At 65.2% G+C, this 13,668-nt stretch carries 10 protein-coding genes; 6 read left to right on the top strand and 4 right to left on the bottom strand.

Annotation, left to right across the window (positions count from 1 at the left end; translation table 11 throughout):
• Positions 1-14: 14 nt before the first annotated feature.
• Positions 15-1,370, bottom strand: coding sequence for a UDP-N-acetylglucosamine-peptide N-acetylglucosaminyltransferase (locus ACR65T_RS15335; protein WP_434497309.1), 1,356 nt, complete (start codon positions 1,368-1,370; stop codon positions 15-17).
• A gap of 171 nt (positions 1,371-1,541) precedes the next feature.
• Here ACR65T_RS15335 and hemH point away from each other — a divergent pair, with 171 nt between their 5' ends.
• Positions 1,542-2,549, top strand: coding sequence for a ferrochelatase (gene hemH / locus ACR65T_RS15330; RefSeq protein ID WP_434497308.1), 1,008 nt, complete (start codon positions 1,542-1,544; stop codon positions 2,547-2,549).
• 27 nt (positions 2,550-2,576) lie between these two features.
• On the opposite strand, the gene ACR65T_RS15325 is transcribed toward hemH, so the two are convergent.
• A complete protein-coding gene (locus ACR65T_RS15325; protein ID WP_434497307.1) occupies positions 2,577-4,856 on the bottom strand; it encodes a hypothetical protein in 2,280 nt (759 codons plus the stop codon).
• A 31-nt stretch (positions 4,857-4,887) separates the two neighbouring features.
• Positions 4,888-5,433, bottom strand: a complete 546-nt coding sequence (locus tag ACR65T_RS15320) for a TetR/AcrR family transcriptional regulator (RefSeq protein WP_434497306.1) — start codon at positions 5,431-5,433, stop codon at positions 4,888-4,890.
• Between the two features lie 137 nt (positions 5,434-5,570).
• Between ACR65T_RS15320 and ACR65T_RS15315 the strand changes: the two genes are divergently transcribed.
• The 5 genes from ACR65T_RS15315 to ACR65T_RS15295 all read left to right on the top strand — a co-directional run bounded on the left by ACR65T_RS15315 (position 5,571) and on the right by ACR65T_RS15295 (position 13,347).
• Positions 5,571-6,020 carry a copper uptake system-associated protein gene (locus ACR65T_RS15315; RefSeq protein WP_434497305.1) on the top strand — a complete coding sequence of 150 codons (450 nt, stop codon included), beginning with the start codon at positions 5,571-5,573 and terminating at the stop codon, positions 6,018-6,020.
• 610 nt (positions 6,021-6,630) lie between these two features.
• Positions 6,631-8,988, top strand: a complete 2,358-nt coding sequence (locus ACR65T_RS15310; protein WP_434497304.1) for a TonB-dependent receptor family protein — start codon at positions 6,631-6,633, stop codon at positions 8,986-8,988.
• 141 nt (positions 8,989-9,129) lie between these two features.
• Positions 9,130-9,789, top strand: a complete 660-nt coding sequence (locus tag ACR65T_RS15305; RefSeq protein WP_434497320.1) for an ABC transporter ATP-binding protein — start codon at positions 9,130-9,132, stop codon at positions 9,787-9,789.
• Complete coding sequence (locus ACR65T_RS15300; RefSeq protein ID WP_434497303.1) at positions 9,786-12,254, top strand: ABC transporter permease; 2,469 nt, start codon at positions 9,786-9,788, stop codon at positions 12,252-12,254. The genes ACR65T_RS15305 and ACR65T_RS15300 overlap by 4 nt, the downstream gene beginning before the upstream one ends.
• Entirely contained in the window at positions 12,244-13,347 is a 1,104-nt protein-coding gene (locus tag ACR65T_RS15295) for a lipocalin-like domain-containing protein (RefSeq protein WP_434497302.1), read from the top strand. Before ACR65T_RS15300 ends, ACR65T_RS15295 begins: the two co-directional genes overlap by 11 nt.
• Here ACR65T_RS15295 and ACR65T_RS15290 read toward each other — a convergent pair.
• Positions 13,341-13,668 (bottom strand): MarR family winged helix-turn-helix transcriptional regulator (locus ACR65T_RS15290; RefSeq protein WP_434497301.1); only part of this gene is annotated, 328 nt, incomplete at its 5' end. The genes ACR65T_RS15295 and ACR65T_RS15290 overlap by 7 nt on opposite strands.

The following is a 13,668-nucleotide window of genomic DNA, read 5'->3' as shown; positions in this document are numbered from 1 at the left end:
TTTCGGAACCTGCTCTAGGCCGCTCCGATGACGACGGGCGGCGCGCCGGCAAGACGCCGACGCCACATGTCTTCAAACAGCGATTCCAGCGCGCGCGTGTAGGCGTAAACGTCGAAAAGCGCCGTCGTCAGGCGATTGGCGGCGAGCTTCGCCCGCAGTTCGGCGCAACGAACCGGATCGCCCGCCAAGGCCAGCGCGATCTCCAAATATTCGTCAAAATCCGCCGCGATCAACTCCGGCAATCCGATCGCCTGCAACAGGCTCCCGGCCACGCGCGAGGGAAAGGTGTCGCCGGCGCAGGTCACGATCGGCACGCCCGCCCAAAGCGCGTCGCTCGCCGTCGTATGTGATCCGAAGGGCGCCGTGTCGAGCGCGAGATCGGCGAGTTGCAGGCGCGCCAGATGTTCGGCCTGCGGCAAATGCGGCGCGAAGATCATCCGCGCCGCGTCAATTCCGCGTCTGCGCATTTCATTGCGCAGATTGCCTTCCGCCAGCATCGCCGCCGAAAGCCACAGCACCGCGCCCGGCGTCGCCTCGAGCAGTCGCGCCCAAAGATCGAAGATGAAGGGCGTGAGCTTATAGGCCTGATTGAAGCAGCAATAGACGAAGCCTTCCGCCGGCAGACCGGCGGCGGCCCGCGACGGCGGCGCGCGCAGCGGCGTCCCGCGCCCGTGCGGCTGATAGGCGTGTGGCAGGTAGGCGAAGGCCTCCGAATAGGCCGACGCCGACGAGGGCGGCGTGACATAGCGATCGGTCACGATGTAATCGCACACGCCCGCTCCGAGCGTGCCGGGATAGCCAAGATAATTGACCTGAACGGGCGCCGGCCGCAGCATCATCACGCTGGTGCGCGCGCCATGGGTGAAGCCCTTGAGGTCGATCAGAATATCGACGCCATCCGCATTGATGAGGCGCGCGGCCTCGGCGTCGGTCAGCTGCGAAATGTCGGCGAAAGCGTCGAAGGCTGCTCGCAGCCGCGTCCGCATCGCCCCCTCGACGCCGCAATAGCTGTAAGCGCGAATCTCGAAGCGGTCGCGATCATGCGCCTCGAGCGTCTCGACGAGAAGATGCGCGGTCGCGTGCTCGTGGAAATCATTTGACAGATAGCCGACGCGGATCTTGCTGCGGGTGGAGAGGTCGAAGCGCATGGCGAGGCTCGCGCGCAGCGGCCCGGCCGCCATAAGCCGCGCGGCGGTCCAGCTCTCGGAACAGGCGCGCTGTTCGCCGGCGGTGATGCCGGGCTCCGACAGCAGGAGGAAGGGGGGCGTCGCCGGCCCATCCGACATGGCCAGCGCCGCGCGAATTTGCGGCGCGGCGGTGTCGAAATCATCCCATTCGCACATGGCGCGGCTGCGAGATATGGATTTCATGGCGCCCTTTCGCGAGGGGCCAATCCGCATATCAGCCGGCCTTTGTGCGCGAAGCGATTTCCATGCCGCGCGACGATCGTCGTCTTGGCGTGTTGCCAGGACCGCCGCCGCCGCTAGAAGATATTCCTTTGCCGCGCCGCCATCCGGGCGGCCGGTCGAATAAGGCTCATCATGACGCCAGCCACGATCTCGAGAGAAGCGCCGGTCGGACTCCTTCTCGTCAATCTCGGCACGCCTGATGCGCCCGATGTCGCGGCGGTGCGGCGCTATCTGGCGGAATTTCTGTCCGACCGCAGGGTCGTCGACCTCCCGCGCGCGCTATGGCTGCCGATCCTCTATGGCGTCGTGCTCAACACCCGCCCGGCGCGCTCGGCGAAGCTCTATGAGTCGATCTGGAACGCCGACACGGGCGAAGGCCCGCTGAAGACCTTTACGCGCCTGCAAGCCGAAAAGCTGCAGGCGCGGATTGGCGCTTCGAACCTCGTCGTCGACTATGCGCTGCGCTACGGCGCGCCGTCGATCGCGGCGAAGATCGAATCCTTGATCGCGAAGGGCTGCGCGCGGATCGCGCTGCTGCCGCTCTACCCGCAATATGCGTCATCGACCACCGGCTCCGCCGCCGACGCCGCTTTCGACGCGCTGCGCGAGATGCGCAAGCAGCCGGCGCTCCGCATCGGCGCGCCCTATTACGACGATCCCGCCTATATCGACGCGCTCGCCGCAAGCGTCAGGCGCGCGCGCGCCGCGCTCGATTTCGAACCGGAGGTCATCGTCGCTTCATTTCATGGCCTTCCGCAGGCGCAGATCGATCGCGGCGATCCTTATCGCGAGCACTGCGAAGCGACATGGCGGCTGCTCTGCGAACGGCTGGGCATGAACGCCCAAAGCCTGCGTCTCGCCTTTCAGTCGCGCTTTGGCCGCGCGCGGTGGATCGAGCCCTATACGTCGGATGTGGTGACCGAGCTTGCCGGCGCCGGCGTCAAGCGCATCGCCGTCGTCGCGCCGGGATTCGCCGCCGATTGCCTGGAGACGATCGAAGAGCTTGGCGTCGAAATTCGCGATCTTTTTCTGGAAAAGGGCGGCGAGAAATTCGCCCGCCTGCCTTGTCTCAACGACAGCGACGAAGGCATGGCGCTGATCGAGACTCTGGCGAAACGCGAGATCGCGGGCTGGGTCTGACGCGCAATGAACAGGACCCGCGCTTCGCTATCTTCGCGATAATTCCGTCAGCAGTCCGCGCAGAGGCTGGAAACTGAAGCGCACCTCATGGCGCCCTTCCGGAATCGCGACGGCCCGGAACATGACATTCGCGCGCAGAATTGGCGCTTCCACGCCGTCGAGGTTCGCAAACCACCACGGATGCCAAACGTCGTTCAAGATAAGCCAGCCGCCGCCCGGAGGCGCGCTGGCCTCGGCGACGATGCGATCGTTCTCGTAGGAGAGGATTTTCGCCGTCGCCGGCGGCGCATCTTTGCGCGTATGGCAGATCGGCGGCGTCTCCAGGAGCACCGTCTCGTGATAGTCCGCCTCCGGCCACTCGCCGCTCTTCATCATCGCCGCGAAATCGACGTGGATGGCGCAGGTTGCGAGCAGGACGCGCGGCATGGCGCGGGGATTTTCGTAAATATGAACGTCGCCGATGCGCGTGAGCTCGACGAAGTCGCCATGCTTGTAATTCTCGTCGATCTTTTCGATGGGCACGCCGGTCGCGATAAATCGCAGGCCGAGCATGTCCGACAGGACCGAGCGATAGGCGGGATAGAGCTTGGAAAACTCGCGCTGCTCGGGAAGCGCGAGATGGTCTCCGGCGCCGGTTACGTCTTCGAAGAGCGCAAGCCGGATGGGATTGTAACCGAGATCATGATCGAAGCCATGGACGAGCGACGCGTTCGGCCAATGAAAATCGATCGCCGCAAGTTCGACGCGGTCGCGACGATCCGGCGCCGCCGTCTCCTTGAGCTTGCCGCGCAGATAAGCGATCACCGGATCCTTGCCGTCGACCCGCAAGGCTTCGAACTGTTCGGGCGGCAAGGCTGTCGACTCATTGGGTCCATTGCCGATCGTCAGATCGACGCTCATCAGCGTGGCGACCGCCGCGAGCAGATATGGGCCGCGCAACAGCCCGTCGCGAGTCGCGAGGATAAGCGCGACGGCGAGCGCGGCAAAAGTCGCGCTCATCGCGAGCGGCCAGGAGGCTTGATTAAGATGGCCCTTGGCGGCCGCGACAAGCAGCGCGACCGCGAAGAGCGCGGCGACGGCGCCGACAAGCCAAGCCGTGCGCGGCGCGACGGCGCCCCGCTCAATGAGATTGAAGCCATAGCCCGCGAGGATCGCGAGCGTCGCGCCGAGCAAGAATGTTGCGTCGGCCGGCCGCCGCCAAAGGTCTATGCCCGGCAGATGATAGAAGAAGGCGAAGGCTGGCGTATAGCGGCCCAGGGCGTAGAGGGCGAAAAACAGCGCGGCGGCGGCGAAGAAGCGGATTTCCTTATTCGAAAAGAAGCGCCTGCCCAGCGTCGCGATCAACGATACGAGCGTCAGTTCGCCCATATATATATCCGTCATATTCCGCGCGAGGAAGAGGTCGCGCTCGCCGGCCGGGGGGCCCCAGAAGTTTTTGAGCGGGCCGTCCGTTCCAAACATATTGGCTGAGATCAGCGTCCAGAAGGAGCCCGGCGGCAGCGAGCCCTTGAACGCGCCGTCGAGATCGATCTCGGGTCGGTTTGAATGCGCGGCGAGCTCCAGCGTGAACGCAAGCGGGACGACGATGATCGTCAGGCCGGTGAGCGCTCCGGCGGCGAGGGGCGCGACCGCGCTGAGTTTGGGCGATTCATCCGTGGCGACGCGATAGGCGGCATAGGCGGAAAGCATCAGCACGCCTAGGAACGCGACCTGGTCCCGTCCCAGCACCAGCAGAGCGGCGGCGACGCCCGCCGCGGCGCCGTAGAGCGCCGACCGCCGATCGAGTCCCCGCGCCAGCAGCCACAGCGTGACCGGGAGCCAGGCGAGACTCATGATCTGCCCGACATGCTGAATTCGCCACGCCGCCGAGCCGCCAAACGCAAACGCGAGAGCAGCGAGCAATCCTCCCGCGGCGCTCCAGCCGCGATCGCGAAAATAGGCGATGAGCGCAAGGCCGCCCATGGCCAGCATCGCGAAGACGATCGCGTCGGCCAGGACGAAGGACGGCTCAGGAACGAGCGCCGCCGCCAGCAGGAAAAACGGAGCGAAGATCAGCGATTGCGGATCGGCGATCTGCGGCATCCCCGCAAAGACGTGCGGCGTCCAGAACGGCGATTGGCCGGTGTGTAGCGCGTGGGCGAGAAAGGCGAATTGCGGAAAAAAATGCGCTTTCGCGTCCCAGGGAATGGTGACGCGCCCGGAAAGCCAGGGAAAGGCGAGCGCCAGCGCGCAGACGAGGAAGAACGCCGCCGCGAGGGCGTAGGGCTGACCTTCCGGGCGGCCGGCGTTTTTACCGATTCGTTGCATGGCCACAGTTCTAGCGGCTCCAGGCCATGGCTCAAAGCCGCGCTTCAGGCGCCCGCCTGAGGCCGAAGCGCGCAGCGAGCGCATCGATATCAACAGTCGGACGGCGCTTGTCATCCGATTCCAGCAGGAGGCGCAACCCCATGCCGCGCAGCATGTCAATAAAGGCGATAATATCGGGGTCGTCGGCGGTCCGTCCGAAGAGCGGCGCGAGCTGCTCGGCCACGCCTCGGGCGTGCGCGGCGAGCGTTGCCCGAATTTCCGATTGGTCGCTCGCCTGCGCCACGACGCTCAAGAAGAAGCGCATCCTGTTGCGCTCGAACATGAGCGCGCGCACCGCTTCGACAGGATCGACGTCGCTTCCGGTCGAACCGCGCTTGGGCTTATGCGCCTGCGCATGCGACGCTTCCAGCGTCGCGGCGAGCAAATCCGTCTTGCGCGGAAAATAATAGGTCAAATGCGACTGCCGCAGTCCAGCCGCCGCGGCGACGCGCGTTTGGGTCAGCGCGGGGACGCCTTCCTTCCTGAGAATTTTGAGCGCGGCGTCCAGAATGCGCTGACGCGCGCTTTTTTCCACCATCGCCATTCGCCATTCAACCTTCGCCGCGCCAGCGTCGTATCAAAAAAAACGCGCCGCGGAAACGCCTCTCACGCTTGCGCTACATTTGATTGGTAATATACCAATCCGGCGCGCCACGCCGGCGTTGGAGAGGATTGATGAGATTATTTCTTATTGGGATGATCAGTGCGGCAGCGTGCCTGAACGCGCGGGCCGACGAAGGATCTGAGGCGGCGCGCCGCCTGCTCTTCGAAACATTCGACAAGCCCGAAACGCGCCTGTTTGTCGACGCAATCGTCGTCGAAGGCGACGCCGCCGTCGCCGACTGGCGCCAGGGCGAACTTGGCGGCCGGGCGTTTCTCACGCGCAAGGGCGATGCGTGGAGCATCTCGCTTTGCGCCGGCGACGCCTTGAAAGACAGCGCCACGCTTGAAAAGCTCGGCGTTTCGAAAGCAAATGCCGAGGCGCTTGCAAGGCGGCTGGCGGCCGAGGAGACGCGGCTCTCCCCCGACGTCGTCGAGCGTTTTTCCCGATTTGACGGCATGGCCGCCGTCGAGGCGGATGGGAGCCATTCGCCGCTCGATCCGCATCACCAGCCCATTCCCTGACTGTCGCGCACTGTTGCGCCGGAGCAACAGCAACCGAATATGCGTCCGTCAGGCCAGCCGAAGCGTTGCCCCGCGTAATTTGGTATATTACCAACATTCAGGTTCGGCGCTGTCGCCGCCCTTCGTCTCCTGCCTGACCGGCGAGACGCAGCCCCGGGATCCGAGACAAGATGGCGGCGCTTGCGAGAACGCCTCGCTCGATAATTTTGCGGCGCCTCGGAGCCCTTTGCATCGCGCTGCTTGTCGCGCTCGCGGCGGTTTCGTCCTCGATGCCGACGCGTCCCACGCATCCGCTCGGGACGGCCGTGCACTGCCCGGATTCCTCCCAACCTGCGCCGACCAAGCATCCTTGTGGCGGCGAGCAATGCTGTTCGCTGTGCGGTCACAGCCAGAAAGACCTGGTTTTTCCCTTTATTGAGTCAGCATCGGGCGCCATCGCCTATGCGCCACCGCGCGCGGCAAGCCGCGCGTTCTGCGTCCTTCAGGCGCCGCCCACAAAAGACGTCCGCGCACGTTCGCGCGCCGCACCGCGCGCGCCGCCCCGCTTCTCCTGATCGCGACAATATTCCCCTAACGATCGCGCGGCGAGACGCCGCTCAGGAGAGATTCCATGTTTCGGACCGGCTTGCTGCGCGGCACCTGCGCCGTCGCCCTCGTTCTTTCTCTCACTGACTCGAGCGCCTTTGCGCAACAGAGTCTGCCGACCATCGACATTGGCGGCGTCAAGCCGCGCGTCGCCGGACGCGGCGGCGGTCGCGCCCTCTCTCCGGCGACAGCGCCAGCCGCCCCCGCCACATGGACGCAAACGGGCGGCGGCGGGTCGTTGACCGTGCCGTCAGTCGCCCAGCAACGCCGCGAACTCGAGCGCACCGTCGGCTCGGTCGCCTTCGTCGACGCCAATACGCCGGAGATTCAAACCCGCTACGTTCACGACCTGCGCGACGCGCTCAAGGACGTCCCGGGCGTCTATGTCGAAAGCCGCTACGGCCAGGAACTGCGTCTTTCGATCCGCGGCTCAAATCTGACGCGCGACTTTCACCTGCGCGGATTGGAGCTGCTGCAAGACGGCATTCCGATGAATTACGCCGACGGCGGCGGCGACATGTATCAGATCGATCCCAAATATTTTCGCGCGATCGAAGTTATGAAAGGCGGCAACGCCCTCGCCTATGGCTCTTCGACGCTCGGCGGCGCCATCAATTTCATCTCGCCCACCGCCTATACGGCGCTCGCGCCGAACATGGCGTCGCTCGAGGGCGGCAGTTATGGAACCGTGCGCGGGCAAGCGCAGATGTCGCGCATCATCGGCAATTTCGATTTTCTCATCAACGGCACGTTCACCCATGCCGACAATTACAGAAAACATTCGACGACGGACTACACGCAGCTCAACGGCAATCTCGGCTATCGCTTCTCCAACGATCTCGAAACGCGGTTCTATTTCGGCGTCTACGACACTTGGCAATTGCTGCCGGGACAACTCAATCAGTCCGACGCGCGCAATGATCCGCGCCTGTCGCTGCCGCCGTTTCCGCCGGGGTTCGGACCGGACGGCTTTGGCGCCAATCAGGCGCGAAACGTCAAGAACTGGCGCATTTCGAACAAGACCACGATCCTGAGCGAGTTCGGCCGCATCGACCTCAACAGCTGGTACACGCATAATTATCTCTATCATCCGATCTTCGTGGTCATCGAACAGGACGGCGGGACCTGGGGAGTCACGCCGCGCCTCACCTCGAATTTCCTCGTCGACGGCCATCCCAATGAACTCATCCTCGGCGGCCGCGTCTGGGGCGGATCGTCGAGCGACAATTGGTCCGACAATTACAATGGCATGCAGCTCAATCCCTATGGCGGGATCCCCGCGAATTTCGCCAATGCGCAGTTCTCCTTTCCGCCCTATTCATTCAACGGCCTCGCGCAATTTGGCGCGGCGAATTCGTGCTTCGGCTTCTGCGGCCTGTTCATCAATCCGGGATTGGACCCGCGTCTGCGTAACAATCGCGCGACGGCGTTCAACCTCGAAGCCTATTTCGAGAATCGCCTGCACATCACGCCGCAGCTCATCTTCATGTCCGGCGCCAAGCTTTTCGCCGATACGCGCCGCTATGCGGTTCTCGGCGGCATTCCCTTCGAGCCCGTTCCCGGCGTATCGGACAAGGTTTACCGCGGCATCGTGCCCAAGGTCGGCCTGATGTTCGAGCCGACGCCGGACATTCAATTCTTCGCCGACCTGACCGGCAGCCGCGACGTGCCGGATTTCATCGACCTGACGCAAGGCGTGTTTCCGCCGCCGCGCGACGGCACGACCTTCACGCCGCTCGCGGCGCAGAAAGCCTGGACTGGGGAGCTCGGCGCGCGCGGCAGGTGGGACCGCTACACCTGGGACGTCACCTTCTACCATTCGGAACTGCAGGACGAACTGCTCAAGTTCACCACCAATCCCGGCCTCGGCATTCCGGCGACGACCTTCAACGCGAAGCGCACCATGCACCAGGGCGTCGAATTCGCTGCGAGCGCCGAACTCTTGCGCGATATTTTCGCGCCGGATGCAGGCGACGCGCTGAAGCTGTCGCAGGTTTGGACCTGGAACGATTTCCGCTTCGTCGGCGATCGCGACTTCGGCGACAACACGCTGGCCGGCATTCCGCGCCACGTCTTGCGCACCACGCTGTCCTATTGGCGGCCCGACGGCCTCTATCTCGCGCCGCAGATGGATTGGGTTCCGGCGGGCGCTTACGTCGACTACGCCAATACGCTGCAGGCGCCCGGCTATGTCCTGCTGGGCGTGCAGGCGGGCATGAAGCTGCCCTACGGCCTTTCGTTCTTTGTCGAGGCGCGCAATCTGACCAATCGCCACTACATCAGCGACGTGACGACGATCGTCGACGCCCGCGGTCTCGATCCGAGGGTCTTCTATCCGGGCGCGGGGCGCGTGATCTACGGAGGCCTGCGGCTCGCGTTCTAGCTCGGCGAGTTTGGGCGATCGGCGCGGCGGGCCATATATAGGGCTGGCGCGCCGGCCGCCTTTGCCGGTCCGATCAGGGCGCATTGTTTGTCGATTCACGCGACGCCGGAAAATCTCGCCGCTGGGCGGACACGCGCGCCGATGCTGCGCGTCGAGGGGCTTCAAAAATCCTATCCGACGCCGCAGGGCCGCATTCCCGTGCTGCGCGGCGTGGACTTCACGCTCGCCGCGGGCGCCAGTCTGGCGCTGACCGGCGAATCCGGCAGCGGCAAGAGCACGCTCCTGCATCTGGTCGGCGCGCTCGACGACGCCGATTTCGGCGAAATCGTTCTCGATGGCGTCGCGCTGACGCGGCTGTCGGAACATGCGCGGGCCGCCGTTCGGCGCGAGAAGATCGGCGTCGTCTTTCAGCAGTTCAATTTGATTCCGAGCCTGACCGTCGGCGAAAACCTGGGCTTCCAGGCGCGGCTTGCCGGGCGCTACGATCCGGCGTGGCAGGAAGAGCTCACCGCGCGTCTTGGACTTGCGACGCTCGCCGCCCGCTATCCTGAGGAGCTGTCCGGCGGACAGCAGCAGCGCGTCGCCATCGGCCGCGCCCTCGCCGTACGCCCGCGACTTCTGCTCGCCGACGAGCCGACCGGCAATCTCGACGAAGCGACCGGCGACGCCGTCATGGCGCTGGCGCTCGACCTCGTCGCCGCGACCGGCTGCGCCTTTCTGATGGCGACGCACAGCGAACGACTGGCGGCGCGGTTGCAACGCCGCGTGCGGCTGGAGGCCGGTCTTCTGGCGACTCAATGAGAGAGACGCTCTGGACGCTCGCCGCGCTGATCAGCCACTGGCGCCGACGGCCGGGCAACCTCGCGACGCTCGTGCTCGGCCTCGCCATCGCCACGGCGCTATGGAGCGGCGTGCAGGCGCTGAACGCTCAAGCGCGCAACAGCTACGACGCCGCGGCGGCGACGGTATCGGGCGGCGGCGCGAGAACGCTTGTCGCCGCTCGCGGCGGCCTGTTTGACCAGGAGCTCTTCGTGAGACTGCGTCGCGCCGGCGTCACCGTCTCGCCAGTTTTGGAGGGCGCGCTCCGGATCGGAGAGAGGAATGTTAGGATCATCGGCGTCGAGCCGGTGTCGCTGCCGCGCCGTTCGCCGATCGCGCATATGCGAAGCCGCGCGGACGTCCTCGAAGAATTCTTCACGGGCCCTGGCCGCGCCTTCGCCGCGCCGCAGACGTTGCGCCGGCTCGATCTCGCTGAGGGCGCGCAGCCGCAAACCGAACGCGGTCAGCAGCTGCCGCCGCTTGCGGCGCTCGCCGAAGCGCCGCCCGGCGCAATCATCGTCGACATCGGCGTCGCGCAGCGCCTGCTCGATCGACCCGGAAAACTCTCGCGTCTCGTCATCGCCGACGAGGAGACGTTCGACGAGGGGCGACTTCAGCGAACCGCCGGCGATGCGCTGCGGCTTGTCGCGCCGGACGATGACAGCGATCTCGCCCGCCTGACCGACAGTTTTCACCTCAATCTCACCGCCTTCGGCTTTCTTGCGTTCCTCGTCGGTCTATTCATCGTGCACGCCGCTTACGGCCTCGCCTTCGAACAACGACTGCCGACCCTGCGCGCCTTGCGCGCGCTCGGAGTTGGGCCGCCCAATCTCATCGCGGCGATGGTGTGCGAAATCGCGATCCTGACGCTCTTGGCGGGAGGCGCGGGCGTCCTCGGCGGTCACGCAATCGCGCAGGCGCTTCTGCCGGATGTCGCCAAAAGTCTCGAGAGCCTCTACGGCGCGCAAATCTCCGATCGCCTTGCGCTCGATGCGCGCTGGTGGCTCTCTGGCCTGGCGATGGCGGGCGCCGGGGCGGCGCTTGCGGCGGCGAGCGGCCTGACGAAAGCATTGCGGCTGCCGGCGCTGTCGCTCGCGCGTCCAATGGCCTGGCGCGGCGCGCATCACCGCTATTTACGACGGCAGGCGGCGCTCGCGGCGCTTGCGCTTGTCGCGGCGGCCGCCTCCTACGGCTTTGGCGAAGGTCTTGCGTCCGGCTTCGCGATCATCGGCCTGGCGCTTCTTGCCGCCGCTCTCATTCTGCCGGTCGGCCTCGCCGGAGGCTTGGCGCTCGGCGAGCGTTTCGCGCGCCGCCCGCTCGCCCGCTGGTTCTTCGCCGACGGACGCCAGGAAATTTCCGGTCTTTCGCTTGCGCTGATGGCGCTGCTGGTCGCGCTTGCGACCAACATTGGCGTCGGCGGCATGGTCGAGGGCTTTCGCCAGACGTTCGATCGTTGGCTCGACGCGCGCCTCGTCGCCGAGATCTATTTCGAAGCGGCGACGCCCGCCGACGCGCGCGACATTGACGCGTGGGCGCGCACGCAGCCCGACATTGCCGCAATCCTTCCTGTCTGGCGCGCGAAGACGCGCATCGGCGGATGGCCCGTCGACATCGTCGGCATGACGCCTCACGAAACCTATACGGCGCATTTTCCCTTGATCGACGCCATGCCGGACGTGTGGACCGCGCTGCACGCGCAGGACGCCGTTCTCGTCAGCGAGCAATTGGCGCGCCGTCTTGGTCTGACGGTCGGCGAGACGCTCGACATTCCGACTTCGGGGCGAGACTGGCCCGCGCGCATCGTCGGCGTCTTCCCCGATTACGGCAATCCGAAGGGCCAGCTGCGCATCGATCACGAGAAGCTGAAGCGCTATTTCGACGACGCCTCCGGCGTGCATTACAGCCTGCGCGTCGATCCGGGCGCCACGGCGCGCGTCATCGAAAATATGCAGCAGCGCTTTGGCGGAAAAATCGCGCGCATCGTCGATCAGGCCGAAGTCAAGACTCTGTCGACGGACATCTTCGAACGCACGTTCGCCGTGACGACGGCGTTGAACACGCTCACGCTGATCGTGTCCGGCGCCGCGCTCTTCGCCAGCCTGCTGACGCTCGGCGACATGCGGCGCGCCCGCATCGCGCCGGTCTGGGCGTTGGGCGCGACGCGGCGAAAGCTGGCGGCGCTGGAAATGGCGCGGGTCGTAGTGTTTGCCGCCGGCGCCGCGGCTTTCGCGATCCCTCTCGGTCTGTTCATGACCTGGTGCCTTGTCGCCATCGTCAATGTCGCCGCCTTCGGATGGCGACTGCCAATCCATATGTTTCCGGCGCAGTGGCTTGTGGTTTCCTGCATCGCGCTCGGCGCCGCGTTCTTTGCGGCGCTTATTCCCTTCGCCAGGCTCGCGCGCGTTTCGCCGACCGAACTGCTCAAAGCCTTCTCCAATGAACGCTAAGTCCCCGAACGGTTCTCCCGAACGACGCTCGGCAATTTCGAGGCGATCCGCGCTTCTTCTCGCGCTGTCGTCGAGCGGCGCGCTGGCGCAAGACTTCGGCGGTCTTGGCGCGAAGGCGCCCGGCTTCGCGATTCCCCGGCCCGGAACGCAGCTCGCTTTTCCGAGAGACCACGGCGCGCATCCCGATTTTCGCACCGAATGGTGGTACGTCACCGCAAATCTAGCGGGCGATGACGGCGCCTCGTACGGGGTCCAATGGACGCTCTTTCGCTTTGCACGGGAGCCGAACGCGGCGCGAGCCGGCTGGGACGACCGCAATGTCTGGATGGGTCATGCGGCGGCGACGAGCGCCAGCGAACATCTCTTCGCGCAAAAATTCGCGCGCGGCGGAATTGGCCAGGCGGGCGTCGAGGCGGCGCCCTTTCGCGCCTTTATCGACGACTGGGTTCTCGAAACCCGCGACGATTCCGCCGGCGCCGGAATCGAGCGGCTGCGCGTTTCCGCAGGGGACGGAGATTTCGCCTATGCGCTCGATCTCACCGCGACGGGGCCGATCATTTTGCAAGGCGAAGGCGGCTACAGCCGCAAGTCCGAGGCTGGACAGGCGTCCTATTACTACAGCCAGCCGTTCTTTACGGCGGAAGGCTCGTTGTCGATGAACGGGCGCAAAATGCAGGTGTCCGGCCGCGCCTGGATGGATCGCGAATGGTCCAGTCAGCCGCTGGGCCCCGACCAAAAGGGCTGGGACTGGTTTTCGCTGCATCTTGAGAGCGGCGCCAAGCTGATGCTGTATCGCATGCGCAGCGTCGAGGCGGCGCCGTTTCTCTTTGGGAATTGGATAGACGCCGATGGCGCAACGTCCGTACTCGCGCGCGACGACATCGTCCTCGAGCCTTTGGAGACAAGGCGCATCGCTGATCGTGACGTGCCGATCCGTTGGCGCGTGAAGATCAAAAGCCGCGACGTCGACATCGAGACGCGGCCGCTCAATCCGAAAAGCTGGATGGGAACTGATTTCGCCTATTGGGAAGGTCCGATTCGGTTTGAGGGTTCGCACAGTGGCGAGGGCTACCTCGAAATGACGGGCTATTGAGACTCCGCGGCCGTGCGAAAGAAGCTCATAAAAACGCCTCGCGTATCCCGAAGCTTCTTCAAATGTACGGCGGCGAGCTCCGACAGGCGCCGCTCGCCCGCACGCGTGATGACGACGAGCGATCTACGGCGGTCCGTCGGATCGGTCTTTCGCCGGACAAGCTTCGCCTGCGCCAGGCGGGACACCAGCTCCGCCGCGCTGTGATCGCGGATCATCAGCTGCTCGGCGAGTTCGCCGACGCTGATGTGTTTTGCGCCGCGATAGGTGCGCACCACCAGCAGCGCCTGATACCACTGCACGGTCACGCCATGGTCCGCGGCG

Source organism: Methylocystis sp. (genome assembly GCF_051061285.1).
In the GTDB taxonomy this organism is placed as follows: domain Bacteria; phylum Pseudomonadota; class Alphaproteobacteria; order Rhizobiales; family Beijerinckiaceae; genus Methylocystis.
Note: the sequence above shows the minus strand (reverse complement) of the source record. Positions and strands in the feature narration are given on the sequence as shown.